At 70.3% G+C, this 20,563-nt stretch carries 18 protein-coding genes; 9 read left to right on the top strand and 9 right to left on the bottom strand.

Features of this window, described 5'->3' with window-relative positions:
* Entirely contained in the window at window positions 1–579 is a 579-nt protein-coding gene (locus AB0O15_RS10110; RefSeq protein ID WP_364316538.1) for a DUF1684 domain-containing protein, read from the top strand.
* 240 nt (window positions 580–819) lie between these two features.
* Here the strand turns inward: AB0O15_RS10110 and AB0O15_RS10105 are convergent, their stop codons facing one another.
* Window positions 820–3,075, bottom strand: coding sequence for a M4 family metallopeptidase (locus AB0O15_RS10105; RefSeq protein WP_364316536.1), 2,256 nt, complete (start codon window positions 3,073–3,075; stop codon window positions 820–822).
* A gap of 206 nt (window positions 3,076–3,281) precedes the next feature.
* On the opposite strand from AB0O15_RS10105, the gene AB0O15_RS10100 reads away from it, so the two are divergent.
* Window positions 3,282–3,647 (top strand): hypothetical protein, encoded by a 366-nt coding sequence (locus AB0O15_RS10100; protein WP_364316534.1) that lies wholly within the window; start codon window positions 3,282–3,284, stop codon window positions 3,645–3,647.
* On the opposite strand, the gene AB0O15_RS10095 is transcribed toward AB0O15_RS10100, so the two are convergent.
* Window positions 3,644–4,396, bottom strand: a complete 753-nt coding sequence (locus AB0O15_RS10095) for a hypothetical protein (protein ID WP_364316531.1) — start codon at window positions 4,394–4,396, stop codon at window positions 3,644–3,646. The genes AB0O15_RS10100 and AB0O15_RS10095 overlap by 4 nt on opposite strands.
* On the bottom strand, window positions 4,393–4,971 hold the full coding sequence (locus tag AB0O15_RS10090; protein ID WP_364316528.1) for a GNAT family protein: 579 nt from the start codon (window positions 4,969–4,971) through the stop codon (window positions 4,393–4,395). Before AB0O15_RS10090 ends, AB0O15_RS10095 begins: the two co-directional genes overlap by 4 nt.
* 98 nt (window positions 4,972–5,069) lie before the next feature.
* Here AB0O15_RS10090 and AB0O15_RS10085 point away from each other — a divergent pair, with 98 nt between their 5' ends.
* The gene (locus tag AB0O15_RS10085) at window positions 5,070–5,765 is read left to right on the top strand and encodes a nicotinamide mononucleotide transporter family protein (RefSeq protein WP_364316526.1); all 696 of its coding nucleotides are present in this window, start codon (window positions 5,070–5,072) and stop codon (window positions 5,763–5,765) included.
* Window positions 5,766–5,824: 59 nt separating this feature from the next.
* The gene (locus AB0O15_RS10080; RefSeq protein WP_364316523.1) at window positions 5,825–6,970 is read left to right on the top strand and encodes a PQQ-binding-like beta-propeller repeat protein; all 1,146 of its coding nucleotides are present in this window, start codon (window positions 5,825–5,827) and stop codon (window positions 6,968–6,970) included.
* A 51-nt stretch (window positions 6,971–7,021) separates the two neighbouring features.
* Here AB0O15_RS10080 and AB0O15_RS10075 read toward each other — a convergent pair whose 3' ends face one another.
* Together AB0O15_RS10075 and AB0O15_RS10070 are read right to left on the bottom strand one after the other, a co-directional pair.
* The gene (locus AB0O15_RS10075; RefSeq protein ID WP_364316521.1) at window positions 7,022–7,537 is read right to left on the bottom strand and encodes a DUF4262 domain-containing protein; all 516 of its coding nucleotides are present in this window, start codon (window positions 7,535–7,537) and stop codon (window positions 7,022–7,024) included.
* A 66-nt stretch (window positions 7,538–7,603) separates the two neighbouring features.
* Entirely contained in the window at window positions 7,604–7,942 is a 339-nt protein-coding gene (locus AB0O15_RS10070; RefSeq protein WP_364316518.1) for a DoxX family protein, read from the bottom strand.
* Window positions 7,943–7,971: 29 nt separating this feature from the next.
* Here AB0O15_RS10070 and AB0O15_RS10065 point away from each other — a divergent pair, with 29 nt between their 5' ends.
* Window positions 7,972–8,973: an ADP-ribosylglycohydrolase family protein gene (locus AB0O15_RS10065; protein WP_364316516.1), complete on the top strand. Its 1,002-nt coding sequence runs from the start codon at window positions 7,972–7,974 to the stop codon at window positions 8,971–8,973.
* Window positions 8,974–9,244: 271 nt separating this feature from the next.
* A complete protein-coding gene (locus AB0O15_RS10060) occupies window positions 9,245–10,396 on the top strand; it encodes a hypothetical protein (protein ID WP_364316513.1) in 1,152 nt (383 codons plus the stop codon).
* Window positions 10,397–10,575: 179 nt separating this feature from the next.
* Here AB0O15_RS10060 and AB0O15_RS10055 read toward each other — a convergent pair whose 3' ends face one another.
* From AB0O15_RS10055 to AB0O15_RS10045, 3 genes are read right to left on the bottom strand one after another with little or no spacing between them, the layout of a single operon-like run.
* Window positions 10,576–11,538, bottom strand: coding sequence for an NAD(P)-dependent alcohol dehydrogenase (locus AB0O15_RS10055; RefSeq protein ID WP_364316510.1), 963 nt, complete (start codon window positions 11,536–11,538; stop codon window positions 10,576–10,578).
* The gene (locus AB0O15_RS10050) at window positions 11,535–11,762 is read right to left on the bottom strand and encodes a helix-turn-helix transcriptional regulator (RefSeq protein ID WP_364316509.1); all 228 of its coding nucleotides are present in this window, start codon (window positions 11,760–11,762) and stop codon (window positions 11,535–11,537) included. The genes AB0O15_RS10055 and AB0O15_RS10050 overlap by 4 nt, the downstream gene beginning before the upstream one ends.
* A complete protein-coding gene (locus AB0O15_RS10045) occupies window positions 11,756–12,160 on the bottom strand; it encodes a hypothetical protein (RefSeq protein WP_364316506.1) in 405 nt (134 codons plus the stop codon). Before AB0O15_RS10045 ends, AB0O15_RS10050 begins: the two co-directional genes overlap by 7 nt.
* A 109-nt stretch (window positions 12,161–12,269) precedes the next feature.
* Here AB0O15_RS10045 and AB0O15_RS10040 point away from each other — a divergent pair, with 109 nt between their 5' ends.
* Genes AB0O15_RS10040 through AB0O15_RS10030 form a run of 3 tightly spaced genes read left to right on the top strand, consistent with a single transcriptional unit; the run spans window position 12,270 to window position 16,664 of the window.
* Complete coding sequence (locus AB0O15_RS10040) at window positions 12,270–12,911, top strand: TetR/AcrR family transcriptional regulator (RefSeq protein ID WP_364316504.1); 642 nt, start codon at window positions 12,270–12,272, stop codon at window positions 12,909–12,911.
* Window positions 12,911–14,647, top strand: coding sequence for an ABC transporter ATP-binding protein (locus tag AB0O15_RS10035; protein WP_364316501.1), 1,737 nt, complete (start codon window positions 12,911–12,913; stop codon window positions 14,645–14,647). The genes AB0O15_RS10040 and AB0O15_RS10035 overlap by 1 nt, the downstream gene beginning before the upstream one ends.
* A gap of 58 nt (window positions 14,648–14,705) precedes the next feature.
* Window positions 14,706–16,664, top strand: coding sequence for an ABC transporter ATP-binding protein (locus tag AB0O15_RS10030; RefSeq protein WP_364316498.1), 1,959 nt, complete (start codon window positions 14,706–14,708; stop codon window positions 16,662–16,664).
* Between the two features lie 64 nt (window positions 16,665–16,728).
* Here the strand turns inward: AB0O15_RS10030 and AB0O15_RS10025 are convergent, their stop codons facing one another.
* Window positions 16,729–20,553, bottom strand: coding sequence for a Calx-beta domain-containing protein (locus AB0O15_RS10025; protein ID WP_364316495.1), 3,825 nt, complete (start codon window positions 20,551–20,553; stop codon window positions 16,729–16,731).
* Window positions 20,554–20,563: the final 10 nt, after the last annotated feature.

The raw sequence follows: 20,563 nt of genomic DNA, 5'->3' as shown, positions 1-20,563 counted from the left end.
ATGGACGCTTTGGATCTGGCCGGCTTCCGGGCCGCCGTCGCGAGCATGTACCTGGCCGACACCGACGTCCTCGGCTGGCGGGCGGCCCGCGACGCGCTGTTCCGCGACCACCCGCAGTCCCCCATCCCGCGTGGGTCGGCGTTCGACGGTCTGCCCTACTTCCCGCCCAGCGATGAGGCCGTCGTCGAGGCGGTCGTCAAGCCGGCCGACGGCGAGATCGAGATCGACACCGGCGGTCCCGACGGCGTGTGCCGCTACACCCGCGTCGGCATCCTCGACACACCGTTCGGCGAGCTGTCGCTGTGGTGGTACGCGGCCTACGGCGGCGGCCTGTTCCTCCCGGTCCGCGACGCCACGTGCGGCCCGTCGTCGTACGGCGGCGGCCGCTATCTGACCGACACGGTCAAGGGCACGCACGGCCGCGGGGTGGTCCCGCTCGCCGCCGACCGCGTCCGGCTCGACTTCAACTACCTCTACAACCCGAGCTGCGCGTACGACGACCAGTGGCTCTGTCCCCTGGCGCCGCCGGAGAACACGGTCGCCGCCGAGATCCGCGCGGGCGAGCTCAAATACCACTGATGGACGTCCTCGCCCTGTTTCGGTCCGCGGCCCGACAGGTGCCGGCCTACGCCCGAGGTCGAGCTGCGGCCGGCCGATGGCCCCTCGTGGTTCCCGGCGGGTGTCAAACACCGGTACACCCGCCCCTAGCGTCAGGGGCGGGTGCACCGGCTCGGGTCAGAGCGTCAGGCCCTGCTGTCTCGCGTCAGAACGTCAGGGCCGCCTGTCTCGCATCAGAGCGTCAGGCCCGGCTGTCTCACGTCAGAGCGTCAGGCCCCAGCTGTTGAGCTTGCCGGTGTCCTGAGCCGCAGCGTCCTGCACCCGCAGCTTCCAGGCGCCGTTCGCGGTCTCGCCGCTCAGGTTGATCGGCGGGAACGTCTTCTTGATGTTGTCGGCGCTGCCGCCCTCACGGTTGTGCAGGACGTAGGCGGTGCCGTCGGGCGCGATCAGGGAGACGACGAGGTCACCGATCCAGGTGTGGTCGATGTCCACGGTCACCGTGCTCACCGTCGACGGCGTGGCCTCGCAGCCGCTGATCACGATTGTGCTCTCGATCGTGGTGTTGTCGCCGATCGGCAGGTTGGCCACCGTGCTGCTGTCGCAGCCGGGCAGACCGTTCACGGTCAAGGTCACCGTGACCGTACGCGCGACCGACGGCGACGTGGCGACCAGCGTGAGCGGGTAGCTGCCCGAGCCGACCGCGTCCGTCGTGCTGATCGTGGCCGTGGTCTCGCCGCCCGCCGTGACCGACGCCGGGTCGAACGCCACCGAGACGCCGGCCGGCAGCCCGGTCGCCGAGAAGGTGACCTCCTCGGCCTCACCGGCGACCACCGTGGTGCTCAGCGTGGTGGTGGCCGAGTCGCCCGGGTCGACGGACAGCGACGTCGGCGAGGCGGCGGCGCTGAAGTTGTTGGCCACACAGTCGTCGTTGTCGGTCCCGGCCACGTTGACCGAGTTCCACGCCGACTGCACGGCCTTGAACTCGGGGCTGCACAGGCCGTAGAGGTCGGTCGCCGCGGAGAGCGAGTAGGCCCGGGCGGTGTTGGCCGGGGTGGTGGTGTTGACGTAGGCGGTGTTGGAGACGAAGTACGTGTCCAGCGCCCGGAACCAGATCTTCTCCGCCTTGTCCCGGCCGATGCCGGTCACCGGGGACGCGGCGCCGCACAGCGGTGAGGTGCCGTACTCGGTCTCGCCGCTGCCCTCGGCCAGGTTGAAGAAGAAGTGGTTGGCCACACCCGAGGAGTAGTGCACGTCGACGCTCCGGGTCGAGGTCGACCAGCAGCTGTGCGAGGCGCCGTCCAGCGTCGGGTTGTACATGTAGCGCAGCGGCTCGCCCGTACCGAAGATGTCGATCTTCTCGCCGATGTCGTAGTCACCCGGGTCGGTGGCGTTGTCCGCGTAGAACTCGACCATGTTGCCGAAGATGTCGCTGGTGGCCTCGTTGAGACCGCCGGACTCGCCGGAGTAGGTCAGGCCGCCCGGCACCACGTTCTCGGTGACGCCGTGCGACATCTCGTGGCCGGCCACGTCGATCGCCACCAGCGGGCGGGCGTTGCCCTCACCGTCGCCGTAGGTCATCTGGGCGCCGTCCCAGAAGGCGTTCACGTACGCGCTGCCGTAGTGCACCCGGGACGGCACGCCGGTGCCGTTGCCGAAGATGCCGTTGCGGCCGTGCACGTTGGTGAAGTAGTCGAACGTCGTGGCCGCGCCGTAGTGCGCGTCCACCGCGGCGGAGGCCCGGTCGCTGTTGGCGCCGGTCCCCCACACGTTGTCGGCGTCGGTGAAGGTGGCGCAGGTGCCCGAGGTGCGGTTACCCATGTCGCAGGTACGGCCGCTGCCGCGCGAGGGGTCGACCAGCGAGTACGACGAACCGGACTGCGTCGCGTCCACGTCCACGGTGCCGGTGTAGATGCCGGTGCCGCTGCCGACGACCTGCTCGATCTCGTCGTACGAGCCGATCGCCGCGCCGGTCCCGGCGTCCACGATGACGTGCAGCTTGGACGGGGTCTGACCGTCCGGCGCCCAGCCCGTCACCACGGTCTCCCAGGCCAGCCGGCCGGTGCCGCTGCTCGCGTCGACGAACAGCTCGGGCTTGCCGGTCGACGTCACCTTGCCCTTGAAGCCGGCGGTGGCCGCCTTGCGGGCCTTGCTCTGCGCGTACGCCGGGGAGGTGTCGAGCGACAGCGGGGCGGCCAGGCCGACCGAGGAGCCGGCGAAGCCACCGTCCTTTGTGGTGCGGATGATCAGGTCGCCGCCGTACACCCGGAGGCCGTTGTAGGTGCGGGTGTAGCGGGTGACACCGAGGCCGGTGCTGTCGGTCTTGCTGCTGTAGACGGCGTAGGCGTCCTTGGTGGACCCACGGACGGCCGCGGTGTGCGTCTTGAGGGCGGTGTCGGCGGCGGCCTGCAGCGACGGCGGTGTCGGCGCGGGCGGAGCAGCGGACGCGCTCGCGGCGGTGACCACGAGACTGGTGCCGGTCAGCAGGGTGATGCCGACCAGGGCGAGAGCCGATTTCAAGCTAGTCTCCCCACAGAGAAGGTGAAACTTCCTCGATTCGGACATCATGGAAGGTTCAACGATCAAAGGGAAGACATTGACTGAGGTCAATAAAAGTTTTTACGTTTCGGGCCGGTTTCACGGCGGCGCCGGACGGAAGTGGAGCACTTCGCCGACCCGCGTTCCGCTTCCGGTCACCGCGCGGTGAGGCGGGCTACGGTCCTCCTATGCGTACCGAGAATGAGCTGGTGAAACGTGGCGTGGCGCGGTTCAACGCGTGCGCGGTGCGATGGCAGGCCTCGCCCCGGGTCGGGAAGCTGGTCCGGCGGCGGATGACCGTCATCTCGTACACCGGCCGGCGGTCGGGCCAGACGTTCAGCACGCCGGTCGCCTATCGGCGGGTCGACGGCGGGGTGGCGATCGACGTGCGGCTGCCGGGCGCAAAATCGTGGTGGCGGAACTTCCTTGGCGAGGGCGGGCCGCTCACCCTCCGGCTCGACGACGCCGACCGGGCGGGCCACGCGCTCGCGCGGCAGGACGATCGCGGCCGGGTGGTCGTGACCGTGCGCCTCACCGAGCCGGACGAGGGTTAGCCGGTAGGGCGCGCCCGCACCAGCACCGACAGCACGGCCAGCGCGCCGGCCACCACGGCGGCCAGGGTCGCGGGCCAGAACGCGGTCAGGATGAACTCGGCGGTCTGCACGTCGGTGGGCCGCCAGCGGCCGGTGGCCGTGTTGTTGGCGATCAGCATGACGGTCAGGGCCGCGTAGCCGGCTGCGGCCGCCGCCGTGATCGAGATGAGGACCTCGGTGATCGCCCGGCGGCCGCGGCTGTGGCGGCGGTGACGGCGGAGCAGACGGTGGCTGGCCAGACCGCCGGCCGCGCCGCCGATCAGCAGGCCGGCCACGGCCAGGACCACGGCGGGAACGCTCAGGCTCTTGGCCACGATCACCGAGAACGCGGCGCCGTTGCCGGGCTCGTCGGCCAGCGCCAGGGTGAGGCCGGCCCGCGGGCTGGTGTCCAGCGCGCCGGAGGTACCCGGCGGGCCGGACGGGCCCGGCGAGGTGAAGGTCACGGTGGTCACGTCCGTGCGGTCCGGCGGCGAATCGTAGGAGACGACGCCCTCGACCGGGACGGCCGGATCGAGGCACCAGAAGGAACAGTGGACGGTCGGCCCGGTGGTGGCGGACGGCGCCCGGCCGACCGATGAGGACACCGCGGCCACGGCGGCCACCTGCTCGGGCGGTCCCGGGTAGCCACTGACCCGCACGGCCAGCGCCGACCCGGCGAACCCGGTCAGCACCGCCACGGCCGCGACCACCGCCCTGCCCCGCCAGCTCATCGGGCGCCGCGCTTCTCCCGCGCGAGCTGAGCCGTTGACGTCCACTCGCGCGCCAGGATCGCCCAGATCTCGGTGTCGTGGCGCCGGCCCAGGTGCGGGAAGTCCTCGCGGAGGGTGCCCTCCAGCCGCATGCCCAGGCGCCGGGCGACCGCGCGGCTCGCCTCGTTGTCGGGGCGGCACTTCCAGTTCGCCCGGTGCCAGCCGCGCTCGGTGAAGCCGTAGTCGAGCAGCCGGGCCGCGGCCCGGGTGACCAGGCCACGTCCGGCGCCGGCCGGCTCGAGCCAGCAGCCCACGTCGAACTGGCCGCCGTCGGCGTCGATGTTGATCAGCATGACGCCGCCGACCAGGGTGCCGTCCAGCCAGATGCCGTAGAGCCGGGCCTTGTCCTGGGCCTGCTGGTCGGCGTAGCGCTGGAGGACCGCGCGGGCCGAGGCGAGGTCGGTGCTGCGGGAGGTCCAGGGGATCCACGGGTCCACGTAGTCGCGGGCGCGGTCGATGTGCTCCAGGAACTCCGGAGCCTGCCACGGCTCGAGGGGGCGCAGCCGCGCCCCCTCGCCCAGATCGGTCACGAACACACTGCGGAGCCTAGGGCAACGTCAGCCGCGGGTAGTCGAGGTGACGTGTGGCCGATAACTCGTGGCGGGTTGATCGAGCGCGGTGCAGACTTCCGCTCATGGACTGGCTCGACGCCTTCTACCACGCGACCTGGCAGGTCACCGACACGCAGTCGATCTACTGGCGCGAGATCGTCGGCAACGCGTTCGGTCTCGGCTCGGCGCTGTTCGGGCTCCGGCGCCAGGTCTGGGCCTGGCCGGTGGGCATCGTCGGCAACGTGCTGCTGTTCACCGTGTTCATGGGCCAGGCGGTCGGCAACGACCAGGGCACCCCGCTCTACGGCCAGGCCTCCCGCCAGGTGTTCTTCCTGATCGCGAGCGTCTACGGCTGGTGGCGCTGGCGGCAGAACCGGCGGGTCGCCGACGGGGTGGCGGTCACCCCGCGCTGGGCGAGCGCCCGGCAGCGGGTGGCGCTGCTCGGCGTGGCCCTGGTCGCGGTGGTGGCCTGCTTCTTCACCTTCCGGGCGATCGGCGCCGGCTTCCCGGTCCCGTGGTGGTACTACCTGGCCGACTCCTGGATCTTCGTCGGGTCCATGCTGGCCACCTACGCGATGGCCCGTGGCTGGGTCGAGTTCTGGCTCTGCTGGATCGCGGTCGATCTGGTCGGGGTGCCAGAGCTGCTGCACTTCGGGTATTACCCCTCGGCCCTGCTGTACGCGTTCTACGCCGCGTTCGTCATCTGGGGCTTCGTGGTGTGGCTGCGGATCTCCCAGCGGGTGCGCCTGGCCCCGCCTCGCCTGGAAGCGGTCGGCTGAACGGCTGAGTTTTCGCCCTTTCGCGGCTTTTGTCGCATGGAGTGCGGTTTCATTCGCGCATGCGACTCAGGAACTCTCTCGTTGCCGCGTGCGTGCTGGCCGCACTCGCCGCGGCCGCGCCCGCCCAGGCGGCCGGTCCCGACCTGTGGACCCAGGACGGCTACGGCCCCGGCCGCACCGGATACAACCCGTCCGAATCGGTGATCAACACCGGGACCATCGCCACGCTCGAGCAGCGCTGGACCGTGAAGGCCTCGCTTCTGCCCGAGGGCTGCGAGCCGAAGCCGCAGCCGCCGCTGGTCCAGAACGGGAAGATGTTCCTCCTGGACAACGGCACGGTCTCCGGCTACGACAACACGACCGGCAAGAGGCTGTGGAACGCCGGCCCGGCCTACCTCGACGCCAACCACATCGCGGTGGCCGGCGGCCTGGTCCTGGCCACCGAGGTCAACTGCTTCTCGAACAGCAACTACGACACCAACGTGGTGGCCATCAACCCGAACACCGGCAAGATGGTCTGGGACGCGCTCCAGGGCTACAGCATCACCAGCTCGGTCGCCGACGCCGGCGTCTTCGTGGTGTCCGGCTTCTGCGGCATCTGCGACGGCGAGAAGTACGGCGTGACCGCGTTCCGCATCTCCGACGGCAAGCGCCTGTGGCAGCGGATCAACTACGTCCTGGCCGGCCCGGTGTCGGCCAACGGCCGGATCGTGCTGCGCGACATGGTCGTGCCCCAGGTCCAGGTGGCCGACATCAAGACCGGCGGCGGGCTGGCCGGTGGCGGCGTCTGGAACGTGGCCGCCGCGAACCCGGCCGGTGACCAGTTCTACCTCTACAACACCTCGGCCATGGGCGCCTTCGACGCCAAGACGCTGAAGGCCGCATGGACGGTGAAGAAGGAGTCCGGTGCGCTCGTCTCGGACGGCAAGCGGGTCTTCGTGGCCTCGGCCAACCGGGTCAACGCCTACAACGCCGCGACCGGCAAGCTCTACTGGACCCGGGCCATGCCGAACCCGAACAACCTGATCCGCGCGGGCGGCCTGCTCTACGTGCTGTCCGGCAAGAAGCTCCAGATCCTGTCCCCGCCCACCGGCAAGCCGGTCGTCTCGGGGGCCGCCTACGGCATGCTGACCGACAACGTCATCGCCACCGGCGGCCGGCTCTACACGACAAGCGGCTCGACCGTCCGGGCGTACACCCCGTAGTTGTTCTTCGATGTGGAGGGCCGGCCCGGTCACCGTGGCCGGCCTTTCGCGTCACTGCGGGCGCATGGCGCCGAGGCCACTCAGGAACTCGGCCGTCAGCCGCCATCGGCCCACGGGATGCTCGGTCACCGGGAGCCAGGCCCGCGGCTGGTGGACCCGGGAGCCGTCGCTCGACCCCTCGTCCCACGCCCACCGGCCGGTCTCGTCCGGCCAGACCAGCTGCCACACCGGCACCGCGCGGCCCCGGTAGAACTGGCGGGCCGTGCCGAAGAAGGCCTCCCGCCACGACTCGTCGATCGGCCGCAGCTGCACCTCGACCTCGTCGATGACGCCCGGGAACGGCACGCCCTCGGCCGGCCAGCCGGCGGTGCGCACGATGTCGGCACACCGGTTGAGCCACGACTGCATGGCGTCGCCGTCCAGCCCGAACATCGCGATCTCCGGCAACCGGAACGAATGCCATAAACCGACGGTGTACGCGAACTCAACGTCCCCGCCGGCCACCCGGAGGGCACACCAGCCGTGCTGCCGCACGATGGCCGCGGTCTCGTCCGTCGGCCCACGCACGTCAGCGCACACCTCGCAGCCGCACCCGTCCCTGTCCACCGTCCGCGAGTCTATTGCCTGTCCTTCTCAGAAGCGGGCCAGGCTGACGCCCAGCGCCGCGATGGACGAGACGAAGAACACCCCCCAGCCGGCCAGCTTGACCGAGCCCACCCGCAGATGCGCGACGAGGGCGCCGGCGAAGTAGAGCACCAGCCCACCGGCGGCGACCACGCCCAGGACCGGGATGACCAACCCGGCGAGCAGCCCGAGCGACCCGGCCGCGAGCAACCCGCCCAGCATCGGCATCCACGAGTGCGGCAGCCGTTTCATGTCCAGCTGCGCCCGCGGATAGGCGTGCCCGGCGAGATAACTGACGGCGGCGATCCCGGCGAAGACCGCGACAACGACGGTGATGGCGACATACATGCAAGGGGGACGAGCCGCCGCACCGTAATGTGACACCCGTGACGGGGCGCGCTTCGGGAAGTCTGTTCGGGCTGGCGTACGGCGACGCGCTGGGCAAGCCGACCGAGTTCATGACCTACGCCGACATCCGGTCGCGGTACGGGCCGGACGGGCCCCGCGAGCTCACCGGCGACCCCGCGCTCGTCACCGACGACACGCAGATGACGATCGCCGTCGGCCGGGCGCTGCTGGCCGCGCCGGCGCCGACCGCCGAGACCCTGGAACCCTTGCTGCGCCAGGAGTTCCTGGCCTGGGCGATGAGCCCCGACAACAACCGGGCGCCCGGCATGACCTGCCTGCGCGCCTGCGGCGACCTGGCGCTCGGCAAGCCGTGGGTCGAGGCCACGGTGACCGGCTCCAAGGGGTGCGGCGCCAACATGCGGGTCGCGCCGGTCGGGCTGGTCGCCGCCTACGACGACGACGCGCTGGCCGGGGTCGCCCAGCTCCAGGCGGCCATGACCCACGGGCACCCGACCGCGCTGGCCGCCTCCGAACTGACCGCGTTCACCATCCGGGTCCTCCGCGACGGCGCCGCCGTCCCCGACCTGCCGGCCCTGCTCCGGGAGCGGTGTCACGAGCAGCGTGAGGTCTACCGGGAGGCGTGGCTCGGCCCGCTGTGGCAGCAGCCCGGCGTCGAGACGCCGGCCGGCTTCATCAGCCGCGGCTGGGACGAGTGCCTGCACGCCCTCGACCGCCTCGACCTCGCGCTGAGCCGCCCCGACGACGGCGACGACGCGTGCCGCGTCACCGGCGAGGGCTGGATCGCCGAGGAGGCCCTGGCCACCGCCCTGCTGTGCGCCATCCGCCACGCCGACGACCCGGTCGCGGCCCTGGCCCGCGGCGCCGCCACGGCCGGCGACTCCGACTCGATCGCCTGCCTGGCCGGCGCCTTCCTCGGCGCCGCACAGGGCATGGCCGCCTGGCCGGCCGCCTGGGCGACCCGTATCGAGTACGCCGACCAGCTCACCACCCTCGGCGCGGCCTGGGACTGAGCGCGCCGCCTCGTTCCAGAATCAGCACCACGCCCATCGCCATCGCGGCGGCCGGCGCCGCCCGGTCACCGCGTGAACCGCACGCTCACCACCACCGGCCGCCATCGTTCCCCGGCCCGATGGCGTGGCCCACCCGCGTCCGCCCGTTTGCGCGGCCCACCCGCGTCGATCGCCGCCCGGCTGAGCCACGCCGGGTCGGCCTGAACCTCGACGTGCCGCCTCGCCGCCGTCGCGCGACGGCCCGGCCGCTCGTTGGGCAGGTATGACGATCATGGTCAAGGGATTGACGAAGGCCGCCTGCGTCCTGCTCGTCGCCGTCGCGTCGGGCGGCGGGGCGCCCGCGGATGCGGCGCGCGTTGCGCCGGGCAGCGCGGCGCTCACGGATACGGCGCGCGGTGCACCGGGCAGCGCGGCGCTCACGGATACGGCGCGCGTTGCGCCGGGCGGCGGGGCGGCGCGGCCGCTTGCGGTCAAGGATGTCCATCCGGCCGGGTTCGACAACAGCTGGGTGTCCGATCTGAACGGACCCGGCGAGGCGATCATCACGGCGACGACGGTGGTGGGCTCGGAGATCCAGCCGCCGCGCGCCTTCGTCTGGCGGGCCGGGAAGGTCACCGCGCTCCGGCCGCCGCCCGGCGGCATCGGGGCGCTGGCGCGGGACATCAACGAACGAGGCGAGGTCGCCGGGTTCTGCCAGTCCGCGGCGATCGACGTCCGGCCATGCCTGTGGCGGCAGGGGCGGCCGCTCGCCCTGGCCACGATCGACGGCCGCGGTCAGGGCATCGCGCTGGCGATCAACGACCGGGGCGCGATCGTCGGCGACAACCAGACGCTCACCGGAGGAACCCGCGCCTTCCTCTGGCGGCACGGCGTCGTGACCGACCTCGGCGGCGCCCGCAGCGCCACCGGCCTCAACGAGCGCACCCAGGTGATCGGCGTCCACTACACCCGCGGCGGGCGGCGCGGCTTCGTCTGGGACCGTGGCCGGCTGGCCGACCTGGGCACGCTAGGTGGCACCGAATCGGTGCCGGCCGACATCACCGAGGGCGGGCAGATCGTAGGTACGAGCACAGTCGCCGCCGGCGTCTCGCACGCGTTCCTCTGGCAGCGCGGCCGGCTGACCGACCTGGGACCGGGTGGCGCCGTCGGGGCCGACGAGCACGGCCAGGTCGTCGGGTGGATCACCGGCGGCGGCTGGTTCACCTGGCGGAACGGTGTCCGCAAGGAGTTCGCCGGCACGGTCAGCGGCATCACCGCGCCGGGCCGGATCGCCGGCATCACCCAGGGCCGCGTCTTCCTCCGGCGCGACGGCCGTACCGTCCTGGGTGACCCGGCCGCCGCCGTCACCGCCGTCAACCGGCGCGACCAGCTGGCCGGCTGGATCAACGTGGGCAGCGCCCAGCACGCCGCCGTCTGGAACTGATCGCGGCCTGGCAGCCATCAGGCGCTGAGCCCCCCCGGTCAGCCCAACCGACCAACTAGTTGGTAGGAAGGGTCCCCAACCGACCGACTAGTTGGTAGGAAGGGGGCAGCGCCAACCGACCGACTAGTTGGTAACCAAGGGCGTCACGCCGGGAGCGGCTACCGACATCGCGAGTCTGCTCAGGGCGTGATGACGAACTTGCCCCGGGCCTTGCCCTCCATGAGCAGGCGGAGCGCTTCGGCGGTCGCAGAGAGGACGAACGTTCTTTCTACCTGTGGGGTCAGCGTGCCGGCGGCGAGCAGGGCCCCGAGCTGCTCGAGGTCGGCCCGGTTGGCCAGGGCCAGCACGGGACGCAGGCGGTGGCCGGTCACCATGTTCATCAGGTTGGCGCGCATCGACCGGGTGGTCGCGCCGCCCAGCCAGCGGCCGTTGTCCTCGCCGCCGATCAGGACCAGGGTGCCGGCCGGGGTCAGGAGCTTGCGCAGGTCGTGCAGGCTTCGCAGGCCGGCGATGTCGAACACCACGTCGTAGCCGGAGCCCAGCGGGTCCACCCGGTAGTCGATCACGGAGTCGGCGCCGAGCGAACTCACCAGCTCGAGCTTGGACGCGCTGCACACGCCGGTCACCGACACGCCGCGGGCGGCGAGGATCTGCGTCAGCATGGTGCCGATGCCGCCGCCCGCGCCGATGACGAGCGCCCGCTGCCCGGCACCGACCGACGTCTTGGCGATGGCCCGCAGAGCCGTGTAGCCCGAGGTGGGGGTCGCGGCGGCAACCTCCGCCGACACCGAGGCCGGGCGGGGTACGACCAGCTTGGCCGACGCCACCGCGTACTCGGCGAACGAACCGTCGGCGACGCCGAACACCTCGTCACCCTCGGCCAGGCCGGTCACCCCTGGGCCGACGCCGACGACGGTGCCGGCCACGTCACGACCGCGGACCTTGTCTCGCGGCGCCCGCGGGCCGAACGCCAGGCGCGCGGCCAGCGGCAGCCCGGCCATCAGGTGCCACTGGCCGGGGTCGACGCCGGCCGCGGCCACGCGCAGCAGCACCTCGCCCGCCCGGGGCTCCGGCTTCGGGATCTCCTCGCAGGTCAGCGCCTCGTACGAGCCGTACCGATGCTGGGTGATGGCCTTCATCATGGTTCGTCCCCCTCGGGATACTGGAAAACGTCGTCGAGCGGCACCCGGAAGATCCGGGCGATCTGGAAGGCCACCTCCAGCGAGGGCGAATAGCGGCCCTGCTCGATGGCGATGACGGTCTGCCGGGTCACGCCGAGGCGGTTGGCCAGTTCGGCCTGGGTCATCTCGTCGTGCGCGAAGCGCAGCGCGCGGATCGAGTTGGTGATGCGGGTCGGTTTCACCACGGGTGGAACCCCCGGCGGTAGGCGAACAGCTTGGCGACGGAGCCGAGCACCGCGGAGAGTACGAACGCCAGGTAGAGCGTGTTGGCGATCCAGAAGTACGAGGTCTCGGCCAGCGACAGGGCGAGCGCCACGACCCCGCCGATGACCAGCATCGACTGGCCGACGGCCTGCCCGAACCGGTCGATCTCGCGGTCGCGCTGATCTTTCTCGTTCGCGCCCTCGGGCCAGACGGCCGTCGCCGCGATGTGTCCGGCGATGCCGGCCAGGATGGCGGCGCCGACCGTCCACAGCATGGCGACCCGGTAGTTCGCGCCGGCCGCGACCACGATCCAGTAGGCCGCATAGCCCACGACCGCGACGCCGCCGAGGATCCAGACCCGTCTCTCTTCCGCTCCCATGTCAAATATTCTATACATGGTGTCAAGAGAATCGGACTTGAAGTAAAAATAAGTAGACCCATGACAAATGTCAGTGGCTGAGTGAGTGCTCGCTCATTAGAGTGTCAGCGTGAACGAGAACCGCCGTCGGCGCGTGCCCGCGCTGGCGCCCGAAGAACGCCGGGCCGCGCTCATCGAGGCGTGCGTCCCGCTGCTGCATGAGCACGGGACGGATGTCAGCACCAAACAGATCGCGGCCGCCGCCGGCGTCGCCGAGGGCACCATCTTCGGCGTCTTCAAGGACAAGAACTCGCTCATCGTGGCCGCGCTGCTGCGGGCCGTCGACCCGCAGCCCGCGCTCGACCGGCTGGCCGCCATCGACCGGTCGCTGAGCCTGCGCGAGCGGCTGATCCAGGCGACCGAGATCGTGCACGAACGGTCGGTGGGCAGCGCCCGGCTGCTCCAGGCGGCCCGGATGCTCGCGATGGCCACCGATCACGCCGAGCAGGCGCACGCCCAGATGCACCAGGTGCGTGAGCGGCTGCACGCGGCGGTCACCGAGCTGATCGAACCGGACGCCGGCGAGCTACGCCGGTCGCCCGGTGAGACGGCCCGGATGGTGCTGATGTTCACCGGCGCCAACATCTTCGGCCCGTACGCCGACCCGGACAACTTCCGGGCCGACGAACTGGTCTCGCTCCTGCTCGACGGCCTCCTGGTCAGCCAGGTCGGCTCCTTGGTCGTACCCATCATCGGGAACGGGGAACAGTAGTGCTGCTCAAGCTCCTACGGACACATCTGCGGCCGTACCGCAGAGACATCTGGCTGGTGGTTGCCTTCCAGCTGGTGCAGACACTGGCGACGCTCTACCTGCCGACCATGTTCGCCGACATCATCGACAACGGCGTGGTCAACGGCGACACCGGCTACGTGATGATGGTCGGCGGCGAGATGCTCGGCATCACCCTGCTGCAGATCGCGGCGCAGATCGTGGCCGTCTACTTCGGCGCCCGCACGGCGATGGCGGTGGGCCGCGACATCCGCGGCGCCATCTTCGACCGGGTGCAGGAGTTCTCGGCCCGCGAGGTCGGCCAGTTCGGCGCGCCGTCGCTGATCACCCGGACCACCAACGACGTGCAGCAGGTCCAGATGCTGGTGCTGCTGACCTTCACGCTGATGGTGTCGGCGCCGATCATGTGCCTCGGCGGCATCCTGCTGGCGCTGCACCAGGACGTGCCGCTGTCCGGGCTGATCCTGGTCATCGTGCCGATCCTGATCCTGCTGGTCGGCCTGATCATCCGGGCCATGCGGCCGCTGTTCCGCACTCTCCAGGTGAAGATCGACAACATCAACCGGGTGATGCGCGAGCAGATCACCGGCATCCGGGTGATCCGCGCGTTCGTCCGCGACGATCGTGAGCAGCAGCGCTACCACGACGCCAACGCCGAGGTGACCGACGTGGCGCTGCGGGTCGGCAAGCTGATGGCGCTGATGTTCCCGGTCGTCCTGCTGGTGGTGAACCTGTCCAGTGTGGCCGTGCTGTGGTTCGGCGCGGGCCGGATCGACAGCGGCGACATGCAGATCGGCGCGCTGACCGCCTTCCTCAGCTACCTGATGCAGATCCTCATGTCGATCATGATGGCCACCTTCATGTTCGTGATGATCCCGCGGGCCGAGGTGTGCGCCGAGCGGATCGAGGAGGTGCTCGACACCGAGTCCTCCGTACGCATCGCGGCGAAGCCGATCACCAGCCTGAACCTGCACGGTGAGCTGGAGTTGCGCGGGGTCGAATTCCACTACCCCGGCGCCGAGTCCCCGGTGCTCTGCGGCGTTTCGCTGGCCGCCCACCCCGGCGAGGTGACCGCGGTGATCGGCAGCACCGGCTCCGGGAAGACCACGCTGCTCAACCTGGTGCCGCGGCTGTTCGACGCCACCGGCGGCACGGTGCTGGTCGACGACATGGACGTGCGCGAGCTCGACCCGGGGCTGCTGTCCCGGGTGGTCGGCCTGGTCCCGCAGCGGCCCTACCTGTTCACCGGGACGGTGGCTTCCAATCTGCGGTACGGCAACCCGGACGCCACCGACGACGACCTGTGGGCGGCGCTCGAGGTGGCGCAGGCCCGCGACTTCGTCGAGCGGATGGACGGGCAGCTCGACGCGCCGATCGCGCAGGGCGGCACCAACGTCTCCGGCGGCCAGCGGCAACGCCTGGCGATCGCCCGGGTGCTGGTGCACAAGCCGGAGATCTACCTCTTCGACGACTCGTTCTCGGCGCTCGACTACGCGACCGACGCGGCGCTGCGGGCGGCCCTGGCCGAGCAGACCGCCGACGCCACTGTGGTGATCGTGGCCCAGCGGGTCAGCACGATCCGCGACGCCGACCGGATCATCGTGCTCGACGACGGCCGCGTGGTCGGCGAAGGCACCCACTCCGACCTGATGGACACCAACGAGACGTACCGCGAAATCGTGTTGTCCCAGCTTACTGAGCAGGAGGCCGCGGCATGAGCGAGCGGAGCGAGTTCATGATCGCGTCCTTGTTCTTCTCAGGTTTTGGAGGCACAGCGTGACCGCTCCTAATCGCAGGCCCGCTGGGCCGCCGATCGGCGGGCCCGGGCGGATGATGATGGCCGGCGGTCAGCCGACCGAGAAGCTCAAGGACTTCCGAGGATCGCTGCTGCGCCTGCTCGGCCTGCTCAAACCCCATCGGGGCATGGCCGCCGCGGTCCTGGCGCTGGGGATCACCAGCGTCTTCCTGACCGTGCTCGGCCCGCGCCTGCTCGGCAAGGCCACCGACATCGTGTTCTCCGGCGTCGTCGGCAAGATGATCCCGGCCGGCGTGACCAAGCAGCAGGCGGTCGACAACCTGCGCGCCCGGGGCGAGACCAACCGGGCCGACCTGCTGTCCGGCATCGACTTCGTGCCGGGGCAGGGCATCGACTTCGACCGGCTGATGCACATCCTGGCCTGGGTGGCGCTGGTCTACGTGTTCGCGTCGGTCTTCGCCGCGTTCCAGGGCCGGCTCGTCGCCACCCTGGTGCAGCTGGTGGTCTTCCGGCTCCGGCAGGACGTGTCGAACAAGCTGTCCCGGCTGCCGCTGTCCTACTTCGACAAGCAGGCCCGCGGCGAGGTCCTGAGCCGGGCCACCAACGACACCGACAACATCGCGCAGACGCTCCAGCAGACCTTCGCGCAGCTGATCACGGCGTTGCTGACGATCATCGGCGTACTGGCCATGATGTTCTGGATCTCGCCCCTGCTGGCGTTGATCGCGCTGGTCACCGTACCCGTCTCGATCTGGGTGACCACCCAGATCGGCAAGCGGTCGCAGCCGCAGTTCGTCAAGCAGTGGGCGACCACGGGCAAGCTGAACGGGCACATCGAGGAGATGTTCACCGGGCACTCGCTGGTGAAGGTCTTCGGCCGGCAGCACGAGGCGGTGCAGACCTTCAAGGAGCACAACGACGGCCTGTACGCGTCCAGCTTCCGCGCGCAGTTCGTGTCGGGACTGATCCAGCCGGCCATGATGTTCATCGGCAACCTGAACTACGTGCTGGTGGCCGTGGTCGGCGGCCTGCGGGTGGCGACCGGCTCGCTGTCGCTGGGCGACGTGCAGGCCTTCATCCAGTACTCGCGGCAGTTCAGCCAGCCACTCACCCAGGTGGCGAGCATGGCCAACCTGGTGCAGTCCGGTGTGGCGTCGGCCGAGCGGGTGTTCGAGCTGCTCGATTCGGACGAGCAGTCGACCGACCCGGCGCACGTCGAGATGCCTCCGGTACGCGGCCGCGTTGCCTTCGAGGACGTCTCGTTCCGGTACGCGCCGGACACCCCGCTGATCGACGGTCTCTCGCTGACCGCCGAGCCGGGGCAGACGGTGGCCATCGTCGGCCCGACCGGCGCCGGCAAGACCACGCTGGTCAACCTGCTGATGCGGTTCTACGACGTGACCGGCGGGCGGATCACCCTGGACGGGGTGGACATCGCGAGCATGCCGCGCGAGCAGCTTCGCGAGCACATGGGCATGGTGCTCCAGGACACCTGGCTGTTCGGCGGCACGATCGCCGAGAACATCGCGTACGGGGCGGACTCGTTCGTGCTCGAGGACGTGCAGCGGGCGGCCGAGGCGGCGCATGTCGACTCGTTCGTGCGGATGCTGCCGGACGGCTACGACACGGTGATCGACGAGGAGGGCTCCAACGTCAGCGCCGGGCAGAAGCAGCTGATCACCATCGCCCGGGCCTTCCTGGCCGAGCCGAGCATCCTGATCCTGGACGAGGCGACCAGCTCGGTCGACACCCGCACCGAGGTGCTGATCCAGCGGGCGATGAACTCGCTGCGGGCGGGCCGGACCAGCTTCGTCATCGCGCACCGGCTGTCGACCATCCGCGACGCCGACGTGATCCTGGTGATGGACTCCGGCGCGATCGTCGAGCAGGGCACGCACGACGAGTTGATGGCGGCCGGCGGCGCGTACGCCCGGCTCTACTCGGCCCAGTTCGCCCAGGCCACGGCCGAGGTCGACTGACACCGGGAGACAGAAAGGAACCGGGGGCGGCCGATCGGCCGCCCCCGGTTTTGTTACCGGTAGATCAGCGCACGCGGACCGGCTTCTCCACCGAGGTGCCGAGGAGCGTGCCCCACGTGGCGTTGGCCGCGATCGTCGCCCGGAACGTGATCGTGGTCCCGGACTTCTGGCCCTTCAGCGCGTAGGCGAAGGTCTTGGCGGTCCCGGCGGTCGTGCCGGTGATCACGTTCGACCAGGTTCCGTTGGCGTTCTTCCGCTGGATGGTGACCCCGAGGCCGGCCTGCTTCGGGTTACCGGCCACGGTCAGGTTGACCACCCCGGCCGTGGTGGACGTCGCGGTCAGGACGGGCACCTGGGTCACCCGCACCAGCACTGCCTCCGAGGTGGCGCTGCCCACCCGGGCCTGCAGGTAGTAGCCCATGTCGAACGGCACCGACGCGACGTAGATGCCGTACACGTTGGCCGTGGCGGTGTCCGCGAGGAACCACTTCGTCGGGGTGGACGCGGCCGCGGCGTAGATCCGCACCTGCGCGCCTTCCCTCGCCTTGCCGGTGATCGGGATGGCGCCCGTGCCCGCCCGGCTCGGCGGGGCGGTCAGCGTCGGATCCGCCTCGTTGTCGTTCTCGTTGATCTGGACCTGACCTGTGTCCTGATCGATCCCGACGCCCTTCGGCAACGCGTTGAGCAGGGTGACGGAGAAGCTCTGCGACGGCTCGTCCACGGTGTCGTTGACGATCGGCACGTTGGCGCTCAGGTCGGTGACGCCCGGCTCGAAGGTCAGCACGCCGGTCCTCGACAGGTAGTCGTAGCCCGCCCTGGCCGTTCCGTCAGCGGTCTTCCAGCCGACCGACAGAGTCTGCTCGGTCGACGTCGCGTCGCTGTCGAAGTTGAGCTTGACGTGCACGTCCACCGTTTCGACATCCTCGTCGATCGTCGTGGTGTCGTCGATCGCGACGGTCGGCGGCAGGTCGTTCGGGTCGTCGTTGATCCGGTAGTTGGCGGACACTGACACGTCCGCGTCGGCCGTGTCGGTGGCCCTGATCCGGAAGAACTCGGCCGGCTCGTCGATCTCGTCCTGGTTCAGCGTCACCGTGCCCAGGGTGAGCGGCTTGACCGGGTAGTAGCCGCCCGGAATCACCCCGGAGACCTCGTTGTCGGTGTAGTCCTCGCTCTCAGCCGGGTTGACCTCGGCCGAGCTGTCCGCGTCGAAGGCCACATCGAACGGTAGATCCCGCTGTGCGACGCCGGTGACGGTGGCGCGGATCTGCAGATCGGTGCCCTCGCTGCCGGACGACCCGGTCAGCTCGATCGTCGGCCGGGCATCGTTGTCGGTGATGGTCAGGTCACCGGAGTCGGACTGCCCGGCCACATCGCTCTCACCGGTGACCGGCGACACGGTCAGCGTCGCCTCCTCGTCGCCCTCGTAGGCGCTGTCGTTGGCGACCGGCACCGGGATGGACACCGTCGCCGAGCCGGCCGGCACGGTCACCGTGGTGGCTGGTTCGGTGAAGTCGTTCTGCCCGGGACCGGGCACGTTCACGCCGTGCGTCGCGGTTCCGTCGTTGACCGACACGTCGAAGGCGACCGGCTGGGTGGTGATCGACGACAGGGTGATCGTGAAGTTCGCGTTCCCGGACGAGCCCTCGGCGAACGACGCGTCGGAGATCGAGAAGGTCGGCTTGCGAGTGCTGTCGTCGTCGTCGATCGTGACCGTGGCGACGTCGGCGCCGAGCGCCACCCCGGTCGGGCCCGGTTCGGTGATGGTCACCGTGAAGTCCTCGGTCCGCTCGAAGATCAGGTCGTTGATGATCGGCACGGAGATGTTCTTCGCGGTGGTCCCCGCCGGGAACGAGACGCTCGCGTTGGTCACGGCGGCGGTGTAGTCACCCGGCGCGTGGGCGGTGCCGTTCGCCGTGGCGTACTTGACCGTGACCGTCTTCTGGGTCGAGTCGGCGTCCTCGCTGTCGGTGAAGTCGAGGGTCACCGGCACCAGCGCCGGGCCCGCGTTCTCGCCGGCGGGCTGGGCCGGGCTGTCGATACCCACCGTCGGCGGCAGGTCGTCCGGGTCGTCGGTGATGGTCAGCCAGGACGGGGCCGGCGTGCCGGCGCCGGTGAGCGAGACACGGATCGTCTCGTCCCACTCGTCGGCCTTGTCGTTCAGGAGGCTGATCGTGCCGAGCGGGACCACGGGGCCGTGCAGACCGGCCGGCAGGGTGGTCACCAGACCGGTCTTGGTGAAGTCGCCGGGCTCCGCGGGATCGCTGCCGGACAGGTTGGCCGCACCGACCGCCGTGACGGTGATCGGGTACGCATCCTGCGCCACACCGGTCATCGCACCCTGCACCGCGACCGAAGCATTGCCCTCGGCGGCGGAACTGACGCCACTCAGGGCCGTGATCACCGGCGCCGCGTCGTCGTCCTCGATGGACAGGGTGGCGGTCACCGGCGACGGTGCGTCGACGGCGTCCAGCTCACCGGCGGCGACCACCACCTTGACCGTGGCGGTCTCGGTGAGCTCGTAGACGTCGTCGTTGTTGATGGTGATCGGGACGACGGCCGAGCTGGCGCCGGCCAGGATCGTCACCGGTACGGCCGGCGCCTCGAAGTCGTTCTTGCCGGGCACGTTGGACTGATGCGTGGCCGTGCCATCAGTGACGGTCACCGTGACGTCGACGTCCTCGGAGGCCGGGCGGTCGAGCTGGATCGTGAAGCCGGCGGTGGTTGTCACACCCTCCTTGACCGTGGTCACCGGGGCGGCGAGCTGGTTGAGGACCGGCTTGGCACCGCTGTCGACGTCGTCGATCCGCACGGTCACACTCATCGGAGCGATCGGCGCGTCACCCGGCGACGGGCTGGACAGGTTCACCGCGAAGGTCTCGCTCAGCTCGTACACGCCGTCGGTCTTGATCGTCACCGGGATCGACTTGCCGGTGTCACCCGGATTGAACTCGACCGTGCCGGCCGCGGTCAGGTAGTCACCCGGCTGCTTGGCAGTCCCGTCCGCCGTGGCGTACGACGCGGTGATCTTCCGCTCGGTGGTCTGAGCCTGGTTGCCGTTCTGCCCGAAGTCGAGGGTCACCGGCACCGCAGCGGAACCGACATCCTCGTTCACCTGGGCTCCGGCCGGCACCACGGTCGGCGCCTTGTCACCGGCGGCGTCCGCGATGGTCACCCAGGCCGGGGTGGGAGTGGTGGTCAGGCCGGTGAGGGTGACCTTGACCGTCTGGTCGTACTCGTCGACCGTGTCGTTCTCCAGCACGATCGAACCCAACGCGATCGGGTTGCTGAACGCGCCGCCGGGCAGGTTGGTCGCGGTGAACGTCGCGGTGAAGTCCTGCGGATCCGCCTGGTGGCTACCGCTGTCGACAGCACCGGCCGCCGCCAGCGTGATCGCGATCGGGTCCTGCGTGACACCAGTCATCGTGCCCGTCACCGGCACCGTGCTGCCCTCAGCGCCGTTCACCGTGTTCAGCACCACCGTCGGCTCAGGGTCATCATCGACGATGGTCAGAGTCGCGGACACCGGCTGCGGCGCGTTCACCGCGTCGGCCTCCCCCGGAGCCAGCTCGATACCCACCGTCGCCGTCTCCGTCTGCTCGAACACACCATCGTTCTTCACCGTGATCGGGACCACCACCGAGGTGTCGCCCGCGTGCACCGTGACCGGGCTGGTGGGCACCTCGAAGTCGTCCTTACCCGCTCCGCTGACGCCGTGGGTGGCGCTGCCGTCGGTGACCGTCACCTTGACGTCGACATCTTCGGAGGCCGGGCGGTTGAGCTGGATCGTGAAGCCGGCGGTGGTTGTCACACCCTCCTTGACCGTGGTCACCGGGGCGGCGAGCTGGTTGAGGACCGGCTTGGCACCGCTGTCGACGTCGTCGATCCGCACGGTCACACTC

It is taken from the genome of Actinoplanes sp. NPDC089786 (assembly GCF_040684855.1).
Classification (GTDB): domain Bacteria; phylum Actinomycetota; class Actinomycetes; order Mycobacteriales; family Micromonosporaceae; genus Actinoplanes.
The sequence above is the reverse complement of the archived record's forward strand: the minus strand, read 5'-3'. Positions and strand labels throughout refer to the sequence as shown.

Bases quoted from the DNA above. Each gene is read 5' to 3' on its own strand.
- AB0O15_RS10110 (WP_364316538.1), top strand. From the start codon at position 1: ATGGACGCTTTGGATCTGGCCGGCTTCCGGGCCGCCGTCGCGAGCATG.
- AB0O15_RS10100 (WP_364316534.1), top strand. From the start codon at position 3,282: ATGCGTACCGAGAATGAGCTGGTGAAACGTGGCGTGGCGCGGTTCAAC.
- AB0O15_RS10095 (WP_364316531.1), bottom strand. From the start codon at position 4,396: ATGAGCTGGCGGGGCAGGGCGGTGGTCGCGGCCGTGGCGGTGCTGACC.
- AB0O15_RS10085 (WP_364316526.1), top strand. From the start codon at position 5,070: ATGGACTGGCTCGACGCCTTCTACCACGCGACCTGGCAGGTCACCGAC.
- AB0O15_RS10080 (WP_364316523.1), top strand. From the start codon at position 5,825: ATGCGACTCAGGAACTCTCTCGTTGCCGCGTGCGTGCTGGCCGCACTC.
- AB0O15_RS10070 (WP_364316518.1), bottom strand. From the start codon at position 7,942: ATGTATGTCGCCATCACCGTCGTTGTCGCGGTCTTCGCCGGGATCGCC.
- AB0O15_RS10060 (WP_364316513.1), top strand. From the start codon at position 9,245: ATGGTCAAGGGATTGACGAAGGCCGCCTGCGTCCTGCTCGTCGCCGTC.
- AB0O15_RS10055 (WP_364316510.1), bottom strand. From the start codon at position 11,538: ATGATGAAGGCCATCACCCAGCATCGGTACGGCTCGTACGAGGCGCTG.
- AB0O15_RS10045 (WP_364316506.1), bottom strand. From the start codon at position 12,160: ATGGGAGCGGAAGAGAGACGGGTCTGGATCCTCGGCGGCGTCGCGGTC.